The following is an 18,331-nucleotide window of genomic DNA, read 5'->3' as shown; positions in this document are numbered from 1 at the left end:
GCGTCGAACCCCGGACCTTGCCTTGCCTGAAACAGCCAACAACGCGCACCCGAAAAGCCGGCTCTCCAGCACCATCCTCCCCGGCGTGGGAGTCCTGGTGGTGGTGTTCCTGGCTGCCATGATGTGGCTGACGGACTTCATCACCCTGCAGGGCGAACGCACCATCTACACGGTCACCTGCGAAGGCGGCCAGTGGGAAGGCGCCCGATGCACCGGCCGCCTGGCCGCCGGCCCGCGCTTCCGCTTCCGCGCCCTGCGCGTGCACGAGGAAGTGCTGTTCTGGACGGCAGGCAACCGCGAGGCGTCCGGCAAGTTCAGCAACTGCCAGATCCATGACGGCCGCAACTGGACCTGCCCGGCCAGCGCCACGGCCGCCGGCACCATCACGCTGCAGATGGAACACGGCCGCGCCATCCACGACGCCACCGGCAAGGCCCTGCCCTTCAAGGCGGTGGAGAAGTGGCGCTGGCTGTTGCTGCGGACGGGGCTCTGGGCCGGCAGCAACGCCGATTATTGAACCGGTTCAATCGACCCGGAACGGTTCCAGCGGCGAGCTGGCCCGCAAGGTCTCCAGCAAGGCCCGCGCCTTCTGCTCGTCGTAGGCGCCCTGCGCCTTGGCGAGCACCTGGCCGTCACGGCTTAGCACGACGACCTGCGCATGCTCGGTGTCGGGCAACGCCATCGCCTGCGCGAGCTGGCCGGCGTTGGCGGCCACCGACAGCAGCCGCTCCGGCCGCGCGCCCGGCAGCAAGGTGCCCGGAGGCAGCGGTGCGGTCGGCAAGACCAAGGGCCGGGCCGTGGCCTGCCGGGTGACCTCGTCCGGCGGCAGCACGCGCACTTTCAGCCACGGGATGCTCGCGTCCTGCGCCAGCAGGCCGTCGATCCATGTGCGCGCTTCCGCTTTCTGCTCGTGCCGGAAGATCAGCAGCGCCAGTGTGCGCTCGGCCGGCAGCTCCTGCGGCAGCGTCAGCTGGCGCTGGTCGCGCGCTTTCGCCGCCAGCGGCGGCAGCTGGCCCATGACCGCCCGCTCGCTCGGCGCCAGCAGCGTGAGCCCCACCGCCACCGCGCCCGCGGCCAGCCAGATGCCGGCCGATCCCCATGAAGTGAACCTCACCATGGTCGCCCCCCGTTTTCAGCCCGGGAGAGGCGTTCCCTCCCGGCCGCTTGCATTCCGCAATTTCGATGCCATTGTGCGCTGCGCAATTTCAGAGAGCACGCGCGATGTAAACACCCTCGCGGCCGACGATGGCTTCGCGCGCCGGCATCAGGATGGTGCAGTCCTCGGGCGCGCGGATCTCCTGCGCGCCATCGGTGGCGATGAGTTCGCCGGCGGCGAAGGTCTCGAAGCCCTTCACCGGCCGCGTGAAGCGGAACTCCGGCGTGCGGATCACATACGTCTGCAGCAACTGGTAACGCCGCTGCGGCGTCTTCGCGAACGGCCGCGGCGCGATCTGGCCGAAGTAAGCCAGGAAATCGAGCGTGACCTCCACCGCCAGGTCGGAGGTCGCCTGGCGGAAATGCTGGCCGCACTCGGCCACCAGCGCCACGCCGGCATTGGAATCCGCGCGGCCATGGCGGCCGTGCTGGATGACCGGCGTGCCTGAACCCAGGCCCTCGGGCATGACCAGGTGCACCGAAGGCCGGCCGATCGCCAGCGCCAGTTCGGCGTTGCGCGCGAAGTTGGGGTAGACCCAGAAGGGCTCGACCTCCTGCGACGTCGAGTGCAGGTCCAGGATGTGGTCGGCCGCGTCCACCACCGGGCGCAGTTCGCGGGCACGGCGCAGCTCCGGGCTGTCCTCGCTGCCTTCCAGCTGTTCGGCCGACCAGATGCGGTTGAGGTTGTGCACCAGCTGGCGGCTGGCAAAGGGTTTGCCCGGATCGAAGGACTCGTAGGCGGCGACGTTGGCGAAGCTCACCGTCAGGATTCCGACAGCTGGGCGCACGCCCTGGTCCAGCAAATGCGTGGCTGCGACCATGCCACACAGCTCGTTGCCGTGGGTCAGCGCGTTCACCAGCACGTGCGGCCCGGGCTTGCCGGAGTCGAAACGATGCACGTAGGGAATGCCGGTGTTCCCTGCGCGGTAAGCGCTCAGGTCACGCGGCAGGACTTCCAGGGGCGGTTGGGTGCTCATCCCCGCATTCTGGCAAACGCTATTGCTCCGTGTGCGGACCCATCGCCAGAATGGCCGAAGAACAAAAGGACGCATGCATGACCTGGTCCATCCTGGCCCGCGACGCATCGGGGCGGCTCGGGGCCGCCATCGCCAGCCGCTTCTTCGCGGTGGGGGCACTGTGCGTGCACACCTGCCGGGGCGTGGGCGTGCTGTCGACGCAGGCGCTGATGAACCCGCTGTACGGGCCGGAAGGCCTGGCCCGCCTCGCCGCGGGCGAGTCGCCGGAGCAAGTGGTCGCTGCGCTGACCGGCGCCGACGCCGGCCGCGACCAGCGCCAGCTGCACGTGCTGCCCGCCCATGGCGCACCGGCTGCGTGGACCGGCGCGTCCTGCATAGACTGGTGTGGCCACCGCGCCGGCGCCGACTACAGCATCGCCGGCAACATGCTGGCCGGCGCGCCGGTGCTGGAAGCGACGGCGCATGCCTTCGAGGAAACCCGCGGCCTGCCGCTGCCGGAGCGCCTGCTGGCCGCGCTGGCGGCCGGTGAAGCAGCGGGTGGCGACAAGCGCGGCAAGCAGGCCGCGGCGCTTCGCATCCATGCCGACGAGGACTATCCGCAACTGGACATCCGCGTCGACGACCACGAGGAGCCGGTGCGCGAACTGCATCGGCTCTATGAAACGAGCCGCCAGCGCTACCAGCCTTTCATGGCCTGCCTGGCCGGCCGCCACGACCCGGTCGGCATCACCGACCGGACGAAGATCGAAGAGCGCATCGCCGCCTTCGAGCGCGAGGGCCGCAACTGATGGCATTGCTGGAGGTGCGCGGCCTGCGCACGGAATTCACCACCGACCAGGGCCGCTTCCCCGCGGTCGACGGCGTGGACCTCACGGTGGAAGCAGGCAAGACGCTGGCGCTGGTCGGCGAATCGGGTTGCGGCAAGAGCGTGACGGCGTTGTCCATCATGGGCCTGGTGCAGCCCGCGGCCGGCTCCATCCGCTTCGAAGGGCGGGAGCTGGTGGGCGCCGACAAGCGCGAGCTGCTGGACCTGCGCGGCAACGGCCTGGCGATGATCTTCCAGGAGCCGATGACCTCGCTGAACCCGGCGTTCACCGTGGGCGACCAGATCGTCGAAGGCCTGCTGCGCCATCGCCAGCTCTCGCGCGCGGATGCGCAGGCGCGCGCGATCGAGGTGCTGCGGCAGGTACGCATCCCGGCGCCGGAGCAGCGCTTCCACGAATATCCGCACAAGCTTTCGGGCGGCATGCGCCAGCGCGTGATGATCGCGATGGCGCTGGCATGCCGTCCGCGCCTGCTGATCGCCGACGAACCGACGACGGCGCTGGACGTCACCATCCAGGCGCAGATCCTGGACCTGATGCGCACCTTGCAGACCGAGACCGGCACGGCCGTCATCCTGATCACGCACGACCTCGGCGTGGTGGCCGAAGTGGCCGACGAAGTGGCGGTGATGTACAGCGGCCGCATCGTGGAGCAGGCGCCGGTGCGCGCGATCTTCGAGGAGCCGCAGCATCCTTACACCGTGGGGCTGCTGGGTTCGATCCCGCGTCTCGACCTCGCCCGCACGCGTTTGGCCGCCATCGAAGGGCAGGTGCCGGACCCGCTGCGGCGGCCGGCGGGGTGCACCTTCGCGGAGCGTTGCCCGTTTGCGGTTGCACAGTGCCTTGCGGAGGCGCCGTCGCTGCGCGATGTAGGCACCACGCATCTCTCGGCCTGCTGGCGGGCGCCGCTGGAACCGGACGCGTTGGTCCCCCAGGAGCTGGCCGCATGACGCCCTTGCTGCGGGCCTCCGGCCTGGTCAAGCACTTCCCCGTCCGCCGCGGCCTCTTCGGCCGCGTGAGCGGCCTCGTGCGCGCCGTCGACGGCGTCGACGTGCAGCTTGCGCGCGGCGAGACGCTGGGCGTGGTCGGCGAATCGGGCTGCGGCAAGTCCACCTTGGGCCGCATGCTGCTGCGGCTGCTGGAGCCCACGGCCGGCAGCATCGCCTTCGACGGGCAGGACATCAACGCGTTGAGCCCCGCGCAACTGCGGGCCCAGCGCCGGTCCATGCAGATCATCTTCCAGGACCCGTACTCCTCGCTGAACCCGCGCATGACGGTGGGCCAGACGCTCGCCGAGCCGCTGCGCCTGCACGGCCTGCACGCGGGCCGCGAGCAGCAGCGCGTCGCCGAACTGCTGCACACCGTGGGCCTGGCGCCGGACCACGCGCAGCGCTATCCGCACGAGTTCTCCGGCGGCCAGCGGCAGCGCGTCGGCATCGCCCGCGCGCTGGCCGTGGAGCCGCAGCTGGTGGTGTGCGACGAGGCCGTGTCGGCGCTCGACGTCTCCGTGCAAGCGCAGGTGGTGAACCTGCTGCAGGACCTGCAGAAGCGCTTCGGCCTGGCCTACGTGTTCATCGCACACGACCTCGCGGTGGTGAAGCACATCGCCAACCGCGTCGCCGTGATGTACCTGGGGCGCATCGTGGAACTGGCCGACAAGGACGCGCTATTCGCGGCGCCGCGCCATCCCTATACGCAAGCGCTGCTGGGCGCGATCCCGCGGCCTGAGCCGCAGGACCGGCGCGAACGCCGCGTGCTCGGGGGCGACGTGCCCAGCCCGCTGGCGCCGCCCAGCGGCTGCCACTTCCACACCCGCTGCCCGCACGCGCGGCCGCTGTGCTCGCAGCAGGCGCCCGCGCTGGAGGCCACGCCCGACGGCCACGCCGCGGCCTGCCACTTCTGGCGCGAGCTCGCACCACAGGCGGCCGCCCCGCAGGCGATCAATTTCGCGCCGGCGCGCCGCCGGCTGGAGCGGCTGCAGGCCGCCTTCCTCACAACCACCAAGGAGAACCCATGATGCGCTGTCCTTCCCCCCGCTGGCTGCTCGCGCTTGCGCTGGGCGTTGCCGCCTTCGCCGCGCAGGCGCAGACCCTGCGCGTCGGGCTGGCCGAGGACCCCGACGCGCTGGACCCGACGCTGGCCCGCAGCTTCGTCGGCCGCATCGTGTTCTCCGGCCTGTGCGACAAGCTGTTCGACATCGACGAGAAGCTGGCCATCGTGCCGCAGCTCGCCACCAGCTACCAATGGTCGCCGGACAACAAGCAGCTCACCCTGAAGCTGCGGCCCGGCGTCACTTTCCACGACGGCGAGAAGTTCGACGCCGCCGCGGTCAAGTACAACATCGAGCGCCACAAGACGATGCCCGGCTCCAACCGCCGCGGCGAACTGGCGCCGGTGACCAGCGTCGACGTGGTCGACCCGCTGACGGTGCGCCTGAACCTGTCGGCGCCCTTCTCGCCGCTGCTGGCCGCGCTGACCGACCGCGCCGGCATGATGGTGTCGCCCAAGGCGGCACAGGCCGAGGGCGAAAGATTCGGTGCGAAGCCGGTGTGCTCCGGCCCCTTCAAGTTCGTCGAGCGGGTGGCGCAGGACCGCATCGTCCTGGAGAAGTTCACCAACTACTGGAACAAGGACGCGGTGCACTTCGACAAGGTGATCTACACGCCGATCCCCGATGCGACCGTGCGCCTCGCGAACCTGCGCTCCGGCCAGCTCGATTACATCGAGCGCATGGCGGCCAGCGACATGGAGAAGGTGAAGTCGGAGAAGAAGTTCAAGACCTCCAGCATCACCGAGATCGGCTACCAGGGCCTCACCATCAACGTCGGCAAGAGCGACAAGGCCAAGACCAGCGCGCTGGGCCGCGACCCGCGCGTGCGCGAAGCGCTGGAGCTGGCCATCGACCGCGCCGGGCTGGTGCAGGTGGTGATGGACAACGAAGCCATCGTCGGCAACCAGTGGGTGGCGCCCACCAACACCTGGTACGCGAAGAACGTGCCGGTGCCCAAGCGCAACATCGAGCGCGCCAGGCAGCTGCTGAAGGAAGCCGGCATGCCCAACCCGAGCTTCACGCTGCTGACGCCGACGACCTCCGACGCGCAGCGCATCGGCCTGGTGGTGCAGGCGATGGCGCGCGAGGCCGGCTTCGACGTGAAGATCCAGTCCGCCGAGTTCGCCACTTCGCTGAACATGGCCGACAAGGGTGACTTCGAAGCCTATGTGCTGGCCTGGAGCGGCCGGCCCGACCCGGACGGCAACCTGTACAGCTTCGACGTCTGCAACCAGCCACTCAACTACTCCGGCTATTGCGTGCAGGACGTCGACGGCCTGATCAAGCAATCGCGCGAGGTGCTGGACCCGGCGCAGCGCAAGAAGGTGTTCGAGCAGGTCGCGGCCAAGGTGCTGAAGGACCGCCCCATCGTCTACCTGTACCACCGCAAGTGGCTGTGGGCCTACACGCCCAAGCTGCAGGGCGTGCGCGAGATCCCGGACGGGCTGCTGCGCGTGACCGGGCTGAAGTTCGGCTCCTGAGATGGGCGAGTTCCTCGTCAAGCGCATCGCCCAACTGCTCCCGACGCTGGTGCTGGTGTCGATGCTGATCTTCGGGCTGCAGCAACTGCTGCCCGGGGACCCGGCCAAGATCCTGGCGGGCGAGGAACAGGACCCGCAGGTCATCGCCTACCTGCACCAGAAGCTGCACCTGGACGAGCCGCTGCCGGTGCGCTACGGCTACTGGGTGGGCGGCGTGCTGCGCGGCGACCTCGGCGAGTCCGTGCGCAACCAGCAGCCGGTGCTGCAGCTGGTGGTGCAGAAGCTGCCGGTGACCTTGGAGCTCGCCTTGCTGGCCATGTGCATCGCGCTGGTCATCGGCATCCCGGCCGGCATCGTGTCGGCCGTGGGCCGCGGCACCGCCTGGGACTGGGCGGCCAACGTGTTCGCGCTATGGGGAATCAGCACGCCCAACTTCTGGCTGGGCATCCTGCTGATCCTGCTGTTCTCGGTGAACCTGGGCTGGCTGCCCGCTTCGGGCTACGTGAGCCCGTTCGAGGACCTGCGCGCGAATCTCGCGGCGATGATCATGCCGGCCTTCGTGCTGGGCAACGCCATCGCCGCGGTGCTGATGCGGCACACGCGCAGCGCCATGCTGCAGGTGCTGAACGCCGACTACGTGCGCACCGCGCGCGCCAAGGGGCTGGACGAGAAGACGGTGGTGTTGAAGCACGCGCTGCGCAATGCGCTGACGCCGATCATCACGCTGGGCGCGCTGGAGCTGGGCACTTTGCTTTCGGGCGCGGTGCTGACCGAGCAGGTGTTCACCATTCCCGGCTTCGGCAAGCTGATCGTCGATGCGGTGTTCAACCGCGACTACGCGGTGGTGCAGGGCGTGGTGATGGTCACGGCGACGGCGTACATGGTGTTGAACCTGCTGGCCGACCTGGCCTACTTCGCGGTGAACCCGCGCCTGCGGCATTGAGAGCGATGGCGGCTGTCCTTCCCATTCCTTCCACCGTCGGCGTGGTCCCGCCGCAAGCGGGCCCGTGGCGGCGCGCCTGGCGGCGCTTGCGGCGCCGTCATGCGGCCTTGTTCGGGCTCGTCGTGGTGCTGCTGTTCGTCGGCATGGCCGTCTTCGCGCCGTGGGTCGCGCCGCAGGACCCGATCGCCACCAGCTGGAGCGCGCTGCGGCAGGCGCCCTCGTCTGCCCACTGGTTCGGCACCGACGAAATCGGCCGCGACGTGCTGTCGCGCGTCATCTGGGGCACGCGCGCTTCGCTGCTGGCGGGCGTGGTGTCGGTCAGCATCTCGCTGTTGATCGGCGTGCCGCTGGGACTGGCGGCGGGCTTCATCGGCGGCTGGGTGGATGCGGTGATCTCGCGGATCACCGACGCATTTCTCGCGTGCCCGTTCCTGATCCTGGCGATCGCGCTGGCGGCTTTCCTCGGCCCTTCGCTGTCGAATGCGATGGTGGCCATCGGCGTGTCGGCCGCGCCGATCTTCGTGCGGCTGACGCGCGGGCAGGTGCTGGGCGTGAAGGTGGAGGATTACGTGGAAGCGGCGCGCGCGGTGGGCAACCCGCCGTGGCGCATCGCGATCCGGCACATCCTGCCCAACGTGACGGCGCCGCTGATGGTGCAGTCCACGCTGGCGATCGCCGCGGCTGTCATCGCCGAAGCCAGCCTGTCCTTCCTGGGCCTGGGCCAGCAGCCACCCGCGCCGAGCTGGGGCAGCATGCTGAACACGGCCAAGAACTTCATCGACAACGCGCCCTGGATGGCGGTGTGGCCGGGGCTGGCGATCTTTTTGCTGGTGCTGTCGTTCAACCTGCTGGGGGACGGGCTGCGGGACGCGCTCGACCCGCGGCACCGTTGAAGACAGGACAGCCGGACGCAAAGGCCAAATTCAGAGGCTGTTCCTTTGCGGCTTTTGCGTAACCTTTGCGTCTTCTGCGTTCGGCTGTTTGACTTAACGCGCCACCCAGCCGCCGTCGACGTTCCAGGCCACGCCCTTCACGTTGTTCGCCGCCGGCGAGCACAGGAACACGGCAAGCTCGCCCAGTTCTTCCGGCGTGGTGAACTGCAGCGACGGCTGCTTCTCCGACAGCAGTTCGATCTTGGCCTGTTCCACGGAGATCTTCTCGTTCTGCGCGCGGGCGTCGATCTGCTTCTGCACCAGCGGCGTCAGCACCCAGCCCGGGCAGATGGCGTTGACGGTGATGCCGGTTTCCGCGGTCTCCAGCGCGATGCTCTTGGTCAGGCCGACGATGCCGTGCTTGGCGGCGACGTAGGCCGACTTCTCCGGCGAGGCCACCAGGCCGTGCGCGGACGCGATGTTGATGACGCGGCCCCAGTTGGCCTTGCGCATGGCGGGGATGGCCAGGCGCGTGGTGTGGAAGGCGCTGGAGAGGTTGATGGCGATGATCGCGTCCCAGCGCGCCGGGTCGAAGTCCTCGACCTTGGCCACGTGCTGGATGCCGGCGTTGTTCACCAGCACGTCAACCTGGCCGAAGCGCGAGGCCGCGAACTGCATCATGTCCGCGATCTCGGCCGGCTTGCTCATGTCGGCGCCGTGGTACTCGACCTCGACGCCCAGCGCGGCCACTTCCTTCTTCGCGGCCTCGACCTCGCCGAAGCCATTGAGCACGAGCCGCGCGCCCTGCTTCGCCAGCGACTTGGCGATGCCAAGCCCGATGCCGCTGGTGGAGCCGGTGACGAGGGCGGTTTTTCCTTGAAGCATGCGATTTCTCCGGGACAAAGGATTGCCTCGGAGTATCGCACTGCAGCAATTACTGCTTCTCGAACCCGATCGCCTTCACCATCTGGCCCCAGCGGTCGTAGGCGACGTGCATCTCGTGCGTCAGCTCCGCCGGCGTCGAGGGCGCGGTTTCCCAGGCGCCCGTGGCGTAGAACTCCTTCACCTCGGGCGCATTCAGCGCCTGCACCAGCATGGTGTTCAGCTTCTGCACCAGTTCGGGCGGCATCTTGGCCGGGCCGACGAAGCCGATCCAGCTGGTGAGGTCCAGGCCCGGGATGCCTTGCTCGGTGAAGGTGGGCACCTCCGGCGCCGCCAGCATGCGCGTGGGGGAGGCCACGCCGACCATGCGGATGCGGCCGGTCTTGGCGTTCTGGATCGCGGTAGGCGCGGCGTCGAAGTAAGCCTGCACGCGGCCTTCCAGCACGTCGCGCGCCGCTTCCGCCGTGCCCTTGTACGGCACGTGCGTGATCTCGATGCCCGTGGCCTTTGCAAACGCCATCGCATAGATATGCGAGGACGTGCCATTGCCGAAGGACGCGAAGTTCAGCTTGCCCGGGTTCGCCTTGGCCCAGGCCACCAGGTCCTTGGCGTTCTTGACCGGCAGCGACTGGTGCACCGTCAGCACCAGCGGGCCCTTGGCCGCCATCGTGATCGGCGTGAAGTCCTTGAACGGGTCATACGGCACCGTCGACAGCGTGTGCGGGTTCTGCGCGAACAGCGAAGACGGTGCGTACAGCAGCGTGTAGCCGTCCGGCTGCGACTTCATCACCTCGGTGGCCGACAGCATCATGCTGGCGCCCGGCTTGTTGTCGACGATCACCGTGGTGCCGGCGATCTCGGTCAGCTTGCGCGCGACCGAGCGGGCCTGCGCGTCGAGCGAGCCGCCCGCCGCCAGGCCGACCAGGATGCGGATGGGCCGGCCACCCTGCGGGAACGTGGACTGGGCCAGGCCGGCCAGCGGCGTCGCCAGCGCGGCGCCGGCCGCCCAGGCGCCGAAGGCGCGGCGGGAAATGCGCGTATCAACCATTTTTCGAACGTCTCCTTCTTTGGTTTCAGTGATTTCCGGAAAAGGTCTTGCTTATTTTGAACGCGACGTCCAAAATACGCAAGATGCAAGCCCCCGAGGACAACGGCAGCCCGCAGAAGCCTGACACCGTCAGTGCCCTGGAGCGCGGCGTGGCCGTGCTGCGCTGCTTCACCGAAGAGCGCCGGGTGCTGACCTCCACCGAGCTGTCGCGCCTGACCGGCGTGCCGCGGCCCACGGTGACCCGTCTCGCCTCCACCCTGGTCACGCTGGGCCTGCTGTCCCAGGAACCCGAAGGCGACCGCTACATGCTGGGCCCGGGCGTGGTCTCGCTGGCCCGCGTGTTCCTCGCCGGCCTCGACTTCCGCGCCATCGCCCGCCCCATGATGCAGACCCTGGCCGAAGCGGCCGGCGGCTCTGTCTACCTCGCCGTGCCCGACGGCCTGGACATGGTGCTGATCGAAGCCTGCCGCCCGCGCACCACCATGCTGGCGCCGCGGCTGGACGTCGGCTCGCGCGTGCCCATGGCCAATTCCGCGCTGGGCCGCTCCTACCTGTGGGCGCTGAAGCCCGACGCCCGCAAGGCGTTGATGGAATCGCTGCGCCTCTCGCGCGGCAGCGACTGGGCCTCGGTCGAGCCGGGCCTGCTGCGCTCGCTGGGCCAGCAGGACAAGGCGGGCTACAGCATCTCCACCGGCGAGTTCCATCGCGAAATCAATTCCCTGTCGGTGCCGGTGATCGGCCCGAACGACGAAGTCATGGCGCTCAACTGCGGCACGGCGGCCTTCATCTACACCGAAGACCACCTGCGCCAGGTGATCGCGCCGCAACTGCTGGCGCTGGCCGAAGCGCTGGCCACGGCCATCGGCGGCCACGTGCCGCCCCCCCTTTCCTCCGACAAATAGTCCCACCATGTCCCCTACGCCGCGCAAGCTGCGCAGCAACTTCCCCAAGGGCTCCTATCTCTGGGCCGTGCGCAACGCGCAATGGCAGGCGATGGGCATCCCCGAGGAAGACTGCGAGAAACCCAAGATCGCCGTCGTCAACAGCAGCTCGGAACTCGCCGCCTGCTACAGCCACCTGGACCAGGTGGCCAAGGTGGTGAAGGAAGCCATCCGCGCCGCCGGTGGCGTGCCCTTCGAGATCCGCACCACCGCGCCCAGCGACTTCGTCACCGGCGCCGGCGCCCGCGGCGCCTACATGCTGGCCGCGCGCGACCTCGTCACGAACGACATCGAGGCCGCCGTCGAAGGCGCGCAGCTCGATGGCATGGTCTGCCTCACCTCCTGCGACAAGACGGTGCCCGGCCAGCTGATGGCCGCCGCCCGCCTGAACGTGCCGACCATCCTCGTGCCCTGCGGCTACCAGGCCAGCGGCGAGTACAAGGGCGAGCACGTCGACATCGAGGAAGTGTTCATCCACTCGATGCACGCGCAGATCGGCGGCAGCACCTCCACCGAAGACGTGATCGGCATGAGCCGCTGCGCCATCCGCTCGCCGGGCGTGTGCTCGGGTCTCGGCACGGCCAACACCATGCACATCGTCTGCGAGGCGCTGGGCATGGCGCTGCCAGGCTCCGCGCCGGTGGCAGCCCTCTCCGACAAGATGTTCACCGACGCCAAGGCCGCCGGTGCCCGCATCGTGCAGATGGTGTGGGACGACCTCAAGCCGCGCGACATCCTGCAGCCCGGCGCCTTCTCCAACGCGGTGAAGGCGGTGCTGGCCATCGGCGGTTCGCTCAACGCGGTGAAGCACCTGCAAGCCGTGGCCACCGAGGCCGAGAACGGCGTCGACGTCTACGGCATGTTCGAAGAGCTCGGCCCGCAGACGCCGGTGCTGGCCGGCGTGCGCCCGATCGGCAACCACCTGATCGAGGAATTCGAAGCCGCCGGCGGCTGCCGCGCGCTGATGAAGCAGTTGCAGCCGTTGCTGGCGACCGACCCGCTCACCGTCACGGGTGCCACCGTTGCCGACAACCTGCGCACCTACCAAGTGGCGAACGCGGAAGTCATTCGCCCGATCGACAACCCGGTCGCGCCCCAGCCCGCCATCATCCTGCTGCGCGGCTCGCTCGCGCCCGAAGCGGCCCTCATCAAGACCGGCATAGCCGAGCGCAAGGTGCGCCGCTGGATCGGCCCGGCCGTCTGCTTCGAAACCTCCGACGCCGCCGTCGCCGCGCTGAAGGCCAAGACGATTGCTCCCGGCTCCGTGATGGTCATGCGCGGTGCCGGCGCCTGCGGCGGCCCCGCCATGGGTGGCGGCGCCTCGCGCGTCGTGTTCGCCATCGACGGCGCCGGCATGGGCGACGAGGTCGCCATGCTCACCGACGGCCACCTGAGCGGCCTGGTGTGCAAAGGCCTCGTCGTCGCCGAAGTCGCCCCCGAATCCGCGCTGGGCGGCCCGCTGGCCCTGGTGCAGGACGGCGACCGGATCACCATCGACCTCGACGCCCGCAAGGTCGACCTCGACGTAGCACCCGCGGTGCTGGAACAGCGCCGCGCCCAATGGCAAGCCCCGGCGAAGTTGTTCGACCGCGGCTGGCTGCAGATCTATCGCCGCAACGTCGGCCCGCTGGCGCAAGGCGCCGTCCTCACCCGCCCCACCAAGTGAAGCGCGAAATGACTGACAAGAATCTCCCCGCGATGCAGAGCCTCACGCGCACCGACGAGCGCATCCTGCAATCGGACATCTTCGAGCGCGACGCCAAGGAGCAGCGCAAGGACCTGGGCACCGTGCAGGAACCCGCCCGCGACCTCACCGTGTACCGCGAGTGCGACGTGCTGGTGGTCGGCGGCGGCCCCTCGGGCACGGCTGCAGCTGCGAGCGCCGCGCGCGCCGGCGCCGACGTCTGCCTGCTGGAGCGCTACAACCACCTGGGCGGCCTCAGCACCGGTGGCCTGGTGATCTGGATCGACCGCATGACCGACTGGCAAGGCAAGCTGGTCATCCGCGGTTTCGCCGAGGAACTGTTCGATCGCCTGCCCGCCGATGCCGTCGCCGGCCCGCCGCCGGAAGACTGGGGTTCGCAGGACAAGGACAAGGCCCACCACTGGTCTTTCCGCACCGCCGCCTACCACGGCGTCGTCACCTGGTCGCCCACGATCGACCCCGAGCGCCTGAAGCTGCTGTCGCAGGAGCTGCTGATCGAGCGCGGCGTGAAGCTGGTCTACCACTCCTGGGCCGCGATGCCGCTGATGGAGAACGGCAAAGTGGCCGGCGCCACCTTCGAGAGCAAGGAAGGCCGCATGGCCATCCGCGCCAAGGTGGTGATCGACGCCACCGGCGACGGCGACATCTTCGCCCGCGCCGGCGCCTCCTTCGTCAACGACATCGAGGAAGCCGACGTCCACCACTGCATGAACACCTCCTGGCTGTTCGGCGGCGTGGACATGCAGAAGTGGATCGCCTTCCGCTCCGGCGACCCCGAGGGCTACACCAGGTTCATGGCCGGCGGCCGCGAAGCCTGCGGCCTGTTCGAGCGTCCCTTCGTTTCCTGGCGCAACGACATCGCCCTGTTCATGGGCCCGCGCCAGAGCGGGTATTCGGCATTGGACGTCGACGACCTCACGGCCGTCGAAGTGCGCTCGCACCGCGCGATGGCCGCGCACCTGGACTACTTCAAGAAGAACGCTCCCGGCTTCGAGGACGCCTACATGGTGCTGAGCGCGCCGCAGATCGGCGTGCGCCACGCGCGCCGCCTGGTCGGTGTCGGCGCCGTGCTGCGCAGCCAGTGGCCCGAAGGCAAGGCACTGCCGGACGAAGTGGCCGTGACGCCCGCCGTGTCGCCCAAGTTCCCCAACATCTCCATCCCCTACGGCGCGCTGGTGCCGGAGAAGATGGACGGGCTGCTGGCCGTGGGCCGCCACGTCAGCTGCGACCGCAACTCGCACGGCTTCATGCGCGAGATCCCGCAGTGCTGGCAGACCGGCCAGGCCGCCGGCGTCGCCGCCGCGCTGGCGGTGAAGCACGGCATCCAGCCGCGCGCCGTGGACATCGACGAACTGCAGCAAGCGCTGCTGGCGCAAGGCGTGTACCTGCGCCCGCGCAACGAAGTGGAAGCCGCCCAGCAGAAGGAGCAGGCATGCGCCTGACCGATGTCGAGAAAGCCATGCGCGATGGCGAGGCCGGCCCCGCCGTCGCCAAGGCGATGGACCTGTTGATCCGCTACGGCGAGGCGCTGGGCGCCGAGGGCCTGGTGGAAACGCGCAACGTCTGCGGCACCGTGACGGCCACGACGCCCTTCCTGCGCGACTTCGCCGTGAACAAGGGCGGCCTGGACGCCGTCTTCAGCGAGTTCAACCTGGATTCGCAGGAAGTCGTCGCCACGCCCAAGGTCAAGGCCTTCAGCTCGCACCTGCAGCTGGGCTTCGACCCGCACCATCCGGCGGAAATGGGCGTGAGCGACGAGATCGTCCAGTTCTACAAGAAGAGCGAGGCCGCCGCCGCCAAGATGGGCGTGCAGATCCTCAACACCTGCACGCCCTACCAGGTGGGCAACGTGCCCACGCGCGGCGAGCACCTGGCTTGGATGGAATCGTCGGCCGTGATCTACGCCAACTCCGTGCTGGGCGCGCGCACCAACACCGAAGGGCGCGAGAGCACCAGCTGCGCCATGATCACCTGCCGCATCCCCGACTGGGGCTTCCACCGCGACGAAGGCCGGCGCGGCACCCTGGGCGTGCATACCGACATCCCGCTGGAGACGGTGGAGGACTGGGGCCTGTTCGGCTACTGGATGGGCGACTGGGTGCAGGAACGCGTGCCGGTCATCACCGGCGTGCGCTCTTCGCCCAACCTGCCGCGGCTGAAGCACTTCGGCGCGGCGGCGTCCTCGTCGGGCGGCGTGGAGATGTACCACATTGTCGGCATCACGCCCGAGGCGAACACCGTAGAACAGGCCTTCGGCGGCAACAAGGCCACCGAGGTACGGCACTATGGCCGCCGCGAGCGCGAGCTGACCTTGGAGCGCATCAACTCCACCGCCAGCGACAGCAAGGTGGACTACGTGATGCTGGGTTGCCCGCACTACACCATCGAGCAGATCTGGGAAGCGGCGCAGCTGCTGGAAGGCCGCAAGCTGCATCCGGAAACGGCGCTTTGGATCTGGACGCCGCGCGCGATCAAGGAACTGGCCACGCGCAACGGCTACACGCAGATCATCGAAGCCGCCGGCGGCAAGATCTTCACCGACAGCTGCTCCGCGATGAGCCGCGCCGTGCCACCCGGCACCAAGGTCGTGGCCCTGGACTCCGCCAAGCAGGCGCACTACCTGCCCGCCATCCTGGGCCTGCAAGCCTGGTTCGGCACCACCGAGCAATGCATCGAGGCCGCGTGCACCGGCCGCTGGAGCGCCGCATGAACTCGTCGACCCACGTTGAACAGGCCACCGTGGCGGCCGGCGAAACCATCGTGATCCGCGGGCGCTGCGTCGTCCCCGGCGTCGCCGAAGGCGAAGCCCTGGTCACCACGCAACCCATTTCCGGCTGGGGCGGCGTCGATCCGCGCAATGGCACGGTCATCGAGACGCGCCACGAGCTGCGCGGCCAGAGCTTCGCGAAGAAGGTGCTGGTGTTCCCCGGCGCCAAGGGCTCGTCGGGCTGGTCCGCGCAATTCCACGTGGCCCGCCTCATGGGCACCGCGCCGGCCGCCTGGCTGTTCAACCAGATGACCACCAAGGTGGCCCTGGGCACGGTGGTGAGCCACTCGCCGGCGATGACGGACTTCGACCAGGACCCGGTGGCGCTGATCCGCACCGGCGATTGGGTGAAGGTGGACGCCACCAACGGCGTCGTGACCATCACGCGCAAGTAAGACAACAAAGAGGAGACAACGATGAACAAGATCACCCGCCGCGCCTTCGCCGCCGGCGCCATCGCGCTGGCCGCCGTCGGCGCCCACGCCGACACTTTTCCCAGCAAGCCGATCCGCCTCGTCGTCGGCTTTACCGCCGGCGGCGCCGCCGACGTGCTGGCCCGCATCATCGCCAAGGGCCTGGGCACCGAGCTGGGCCAGCAGGTCATCGTCGACAACAAGCCCGGCGCCGACGGCATCATCTCCGCCAACGAGGTGCTGAAGGCACCCGCCGATGGCTACACGATCCTGCTGGGGACCAACACCGCGATGGTGGCCGTGCCGTCCCTCCGCGCCAACCCGCCCTACGACCCGTTCAAGCAGTTCACGCCGCTGTCCTCCGCCGGCGAGTTCTCGATGTTCCTGGCGGTCTCGCCCAAGGTGCCTTCGGGCAGCCTCAACGAGTTCCTCGACGCGGTCGCCGCCAACCCGGGCAAGTTCAGCTCCGCGTCCAGCAACAGCGCGGCCGAACTGGCCATGCTGCAGTTGCTCGGCACGCGCAACGTGAAGGTCGTGAACGCGCGCTACAAGGGCGACACGCAGGCCTACACCGACCTCGTGAACGGCGGCATCCAGATGATGTTCGGCACCGGCACCATGACCCCGGCCTTCGTGAAGGACGGCAAGGTGAAGGCGCTGGTGACCTTGCTGCCCAAGCGCAGCCCGCTGCTGCCCGATGTGCCCACCGCCACCGAGCTGGGCATCGGCAAGAAGCTGACCATCACGCCCTGGGCCGGCTTCTTCGGCCCCGCAGGCCTGCCGGCCGACGTGACCGAGAAGCTCAGCGCCGGCCTGCGCGCCACGCTGGCCCGGCCCGAAGTGCAGGAGCAACTGGTGGCCCAGGGCTTCTCGGCCTACGGCATGACGCCTGCCGAGTTCTCCGCGTTCTTCCGCCGCCAGTACGACGGTTTCGTGCAGACGGTGCGCGAGAACAACGTGAAGTTCGAGTAAGTACCCCGTTCCCCGCCGCGTGACAGCGCGGCATCCCCTGCTCCGGCCGCCTCGTAGCGGCCCGGAGCCTTTCCCTGCCTGTAAAAAAGAGGAGCACCAAGAGGTGATCAAGAGAAACTTGTGCCTGTCCGCCGTCGCGCTCGCCTGCGCCGCATCCGTCCACGCCCAGAGCAGCGTGACGATGTGGGGCATCGTCGACGTGAACGTCCAGCATTTCAAGGCCGAAGGCAACGGTTCGGTCAACGCCATCGGCAACGGCAGCCTGTCCACCAGCCAGCTCGGTTTCCGCGGCAGCGAAGACCTCGGTGGCGGCCTGCGCGCCAACTTCTGGCTCGAAGGCAGCATCAACCCCGACAACGGCACCGGCCGCACGACGAACCTGAACAACCAGCCGAGCGGCACGGGCACCGCGCCCGCCGGCACGCAGGGCTTCCTGTTCGACCGCCGCGCCTACGTCGGCCTGTCCAGCAACTACGGCGAGCTGCGCCTGGGCCACGACTTCGTGCCCACGCACTACAACAGCATCAGCTTCGACCCGTTCAACGCGAACGGCGTGGCGCGCGCCGGCAACTTCACGTTCTCCGGCTCCAGCAACGGTTCGCTGTCCACCACCATCACGGCCAGCAACAGCGTCGGCTACCTGCTGCCCACCAACCTGGGCGGTGTGTACGGCCAGGTGATGTACGCGGCCGGCGAGAACCAGAGCAGCGTGGCGAACCCCGACGACGGCACGCTGTTCAGCGGCCGCCTGGGCTGGACCAACGGCAAGTTCGACGTGGCCGCCGCCGCATCGCACACGCTGTTCGCGAAGACCGCCACCATCGGCTCCTTCACGCACCAGAACGTCGGCGCTTCGTACAACTTCGGCTTCGCCAAGCTGTTCGCGCTGTACAACCGAGTGAACGTGGACGTGCTGGCCGGCAGCGTGCGCAAGCAGTCGTGGGAACTGGGCGCCACCATCCCCGCCGGCCCCGGCCCCGGCCGCGTGCGCGTGACCTACGCCAACCTGAACGACGTGAGCGGCTCCAAGCTGCTGAACGCCAACGGCAGCGCGCGTTCGGGCAACGACGCCAACATGTGGGGCCTGGGCTACGTGTACGACCTGTCCAAGCGGACCGCGCTGTACGCGACCTACGCCAGCATCAGCAACAAGGGCGGCGCGACGTACGCGGTGAGCGGCGGCCCGGCCCCGATCGCGGCTGGCACGTCGACCGGTATCGAAGCGGGCGTGCGGACGTCGTTCTGACGCAACTTCGTCACCCCCGCGGAGGCGGGGAGCCAGGGCGCCCTGGGTTCCCGCC

Annotated in this window: 18 protein-coding genes; 14 read left to right on the top strand and 4 right to left on the bottom strand. The window is 68.9% G+C overall.

All coding sequences use genetic code 11. The annotated features are described in order from the left end of the window. Positions 1–22 precede the first annotated feature (22 nt). The gene (locus HHL11_RS11295; RefSeq protein WP_169418475.1) at positions 23–517 is read left to right on the top strand and encodes a hypothetical protein; all 495 of its coding nucleotides are present in this window, start codon (positions 23–25) and stop codon (positions 515–517) included. 6 nt (positions 518–523) lie between these two features. On the opposite strand, the gene HHL11_RS11290 is transcribed toward HHL11_RS11295, so the two are convergent. Next, positions 524–1,114: a hypothetical protein gene (locus HHL11_RS11290; RefSeq protein ID WP_169418474.1), complete on the bottom strand. Its 591-nt coding sequence runs from the start codon at positions 1,112–1,114 to the stop codon at positions 524–526. A gap of 91 nt (positions 1,115–1,205) precedes the next feature. After that, on the bottom strand, positions 1,206–2,132 hold the full coding sequence (locus tag HHL11_RS11285) for a M14 family metallopeptidase (protein ID WP_169418473.1): 927 nt from the start codon (positions 2,130–2,132) through the stop codon (positions 1,206–1,208). 77 nt (positions 2,133–2,209) lie between these two features. Here HHL11_RS11285 and HHL11_RS11280 point away from each other — a divergent pair, with 77 nt between their 5' ends. The 6 genes from HHL11_RS11280 to HHL11_RS11255 are packed head-to-tail and all read left to right on the top strand — an operon-like array spanning position 2,210 to position 8,323. Next, positions 2,210–2,920, top strand: a complete 711-nt coding sequence (locus HHL11_RS11280; protein WP_169418472.1) for a DUF1028 domain-containing protein — start codon at positions 2,210–2,212, stop codon at positions 2,918–2,920. Beyond that, positions 2,920–3,906, top strand: a complete 987-nt coding sequence (locus HHL11_RS11275; protein ID WP_169418471.1) for an oligopeptide/dipeptide ABC transporter ATP-binding protein — start codon at positions 2,920–2,922, stop codon at positions 3,904–3,906. Before HHL11_RS11280 ends, HHL11_RS11275 begins: the two co-directional genes overlap by 1 nt. Next, positions 3,903–4,973 carry an ABC transporter ATP-binding protein gene (locus HHL11_RS11270; protein WP_169418470.1) on the top strand — a complete coding sequence of 357 codons (1,071 nt, stop codon included), beginning with the start codon at positions 3,903–3,905 and terminating at the stop codon, positions 4,971–4,973. The genes HHL11_RS11275 and HHL11_RS11270 overlap by 4 nt, the downstream gene beginning before the upstream one ends. After that, positions 4,970–6,487, top strand: coding sequence for an ABC transporter substrate-binding protein (locus tag HHL11_RS11265; protein ID WP_205964251.1), 1,518 nt, complete (start codon positions 4,970–4,972; stop codon positions 6,485–6,487). The genes HHL11_RS11270 and HHL11_RS11265 overlap by 4 nt, the downstream gene beginning before the upstream one ends. 1 nt (position 6,488) lies before the next feature. Further along, entirely contained in the window at positions 6,489–7,430 is a 942-nt protein-coding gene (locus HHL11_RS11260; protein WP_169418469.1) for an ABC transporter permease, read from the top strand. A 5-nt stretch (positions 7,431–7,435) separates the two neighbouring features. Next, positions 7,436–8,323, top strand: coding sequence for an ABC transporter permease (locus HHL11_RS11255; RefSeq protein WP_169418468.1), 888 nt, complete (start codon positions 7,436–7,438; stop codon positions 8,321–8,323). Positions 8,324–8,416: 93 nt separating this feature from the next. Here the strand turns inward: HHL11_RS11255 and HHL11_RS11250 are convergent, their stop codons facing one another. After that, on the bottom strand, positions 8,417–9,187 hold the full coding sequence (locus HHL11_RS11250) for a 3-hydroxybutyrate dehydrogenase (RefSeq protein WP_169418467.1): 771 nt from the start codon (positions 9,185–9,187) through the stop codon (positions 8,417–8,419). Positions 9,188–9,236: 49 nt separating this feature from the next. Further along, on the bottom strand, positions 9,237–10,232 hold the full coding sequence (locus HHL11_RS11245; RefSeq protein WP_169418466.1) for a Bug family tripartite tricarboxylate transporter substrate binding protein: 996 nt from the start codon (positions 10,230–10,232) through the stop codon (positions 9,237–9,239). An 83-nt stretch (positions 10,233–10,315) separates the two neighbouring features. On the opposite strand from HHL11_RS11245, the gene HHL11_RS11240 reads away from it, so the two are divergent. The 7 genes from HHL11_RS11240 (at position 10,316) to HHL11_RS11210 (ending at position 18,276) form a co-directional block, all read left to right on the top strand. Then, entirely contained in the window at positions 10,316–11,134 is an 819-nt protein-coding gene (locus HHL11_RS11240; protein WP_169418465.1) for an IclR family transcriptional regulator, read from the top strand. A 7-nt stretch (positions 11,135–11,141) separates the two neighbouring features. After that, complete coding sequence (ilvD, locus tag HHL11_RS11235) at positions 11,142–12,839, top strand: dihydroxy-acid dehydratase (RefSeq protein WP_169418464.1); 1,698 nt, start codon at positions 11,142–11,144, stop codon at positions 12,837–12,839. Between the two features lie 8 nt (positions 12,840–12,847). Then, positions 12,848–14,320 carry an FAD-dependent oxidoreductase gene (locus HHL11_RS11230; protein ID WP_240980056.1) on the top strand — a complete coding sequence of 491 codons (1,473 nt, stop codon included), beginning with the start codon at positions 12,848–12,850 and terminating at the stop codon, positions 14,318–14,320. Beyond that, the gene (locus HHL11_RS11225) at positions 14,311–15,588 is read left to right on the top strand and encodes an aconitase X (protein ID WP_169418463.1); all 1,278 of its coding nucleotides are present in this window, start codon (positions 14,311–14,313) and stop codon (positions 15,586–15,588) included. The genes HHL11_RS11230 and HHL11_RS11225 overlap by 10 nt, the downstream gene beginning before the upstream one ends. Next, entirely contained in the window at positions 15,585–16,040 is a 456-nt protein-coding gene (locus HHL11_RS11220; protein WP_169418462.1) for an aconitase X swivel domain-containing protein, read from the top strand. The genes HHL11_RS11225 and HHL11_RS11220 overlap by 4 nt, the downstream gene beginning before the upstream one ends. Positions 16,041–16,061: 21 nt before the next feature. Next, positions 16,062–17,030: a Bug family tripartite tricarboxylate transporter substrate binding protein gene (locus HHL11_RS11215; RefSeq protein WP_169418461.1), complete on the top strand. Its 969-nt coding sequence runs from the start codon at positions 16,062–16,064 to the stop codon at positions 17,028–17,030. Between the two features lie 103 nt (positions 17,031–17,133). Continuing rightward, on the top strand, positions 17,134–18,276 hold the full coding sequence (locus HHL11_RS11210; protein ID WP_342593201.1) for a porin: 1,143 nt from the start codon (positions 17,134–17,136) through the stop codon (positions 18,274–18,276). Positions 18,277–18,331 lie beyond the last annotated feature (55 nt).

It is taken from the genome of Ramlibacter agri (genome assembly GCF_012927085.1).
Taxonomy (GTDB): domain Bacteria; phylum Pseudomonadota; class Gammaproteobacteria; order Burkholderiales; family Burkholderiaceae_C; genus Ramlibacter; species Ramlibacter agri.
Note: the sequence above shows the minus strand (reverse complement) of the source record. Positions and strands in the feature narration are given on the sequence as shown.

Coding starts and splice junctions, on each gene's coding strand:
- HHL11_RS11275 (WP_169418471.1), top strand. CDS start 2,920: ATGGCATTGCTGGAGGTGCGCGGCCTGCGCACGGAATTCACCACCGAC.
- HHL11_RS11285 (WP_169418473.1), bottom strand. CDS start 2,132: ATGAGCACCCAACCGCCCCTGGAAGTCCTGCCGCGTGACCTGAGCGCT.
- HHL11_RS11240 (WP_169418465.1), top strand. CDS start 10,316: ATGCAAGCCCCCGAGGACAACGGCAGCCCGCAGAAGCCTGACACCGTC.
- HHL11_RS11250 (WP_169418467.1), bottom strand. CDS start 9,187: ATGCTTCAAGGAAAAACCGCCCTCGTCACCGGCTCCACCAGCGGCATC.
- HHL11_RS11265 (WP_205964251.1), top strand. CDS start 4,970: ATGATGCGCTGTCCTTCCCCCCGCTGGCTGCTCGCGCTTGCGCTGGGC.
- HHL11_RS11220 (WP_169418462.1), top strand. CDS start 15,585: ATGAACTCGTCGACCCACGTTGAACAGGCCACCGTGGCGGCCGGCGAA.
- HHL11_RS11245 (WP_169418466.1), bottom strand. CDS start 10,232: ATGGTTGATACGCGCATTTCCCGCCGCGCCTTCGGCGCCTGGGCGGCC.
- HHL11_RS11215 (WP_169418461.1), top strand. CDS start 16,062: ATGAACAAGATCACCCGCCGCGCCTTCGCCGCCGGCGCCATCGCGCTG.
- HHL11_RS11255 (WP_169418468.1), top strand. CDS start 7,436: ATGGCGGCTGTCCTTCCCATTCCTTCCACCGTCGGCGTGGTCCCGCCG.
- HHL11_RS11225 (WP_169418463.1), top strand. CDS start 14,311: ATGCGCCTGACCGATGTCGAGAAAGCCATGCGCGATGGCGAGGCCGGC.
- HHL11_RS11260 (WP_169418469.1), top strand. CDS start 6,489: ATGGGCGAGTTCCTCGTCAAGCGCATCGCCCAACTGCTCCCGACGCTG.
- HHL11_RS11270 (WP_169418470.1), top strand. CDS start 3,903: ATGACGCCCTTGCTGCGGGCCTCCGGCCTGGTCAAGCACTTCCCCGTC.
- HHL11_RS11230 (WP_240980056.1), top strand. CDS start 12,848: ATGACTGACAAGAATCTCCCCGCGATGCAGAGCCTCACGCGCACCGAC.
- HHL11_RS11280 (WP_169418472.1), top strand. CDS start 2,210: ATGACCTGGTCCATCCTGGCCCGCGACGCATCGGGGCGGCTCGGGGCC.
- ilvD (WP_169418464.1), top strand. CDS start 11,142: ATGTCCCCTACGCCGCGCAAGCTGCGCAGCAACTTCCCCAAGGGCTCC.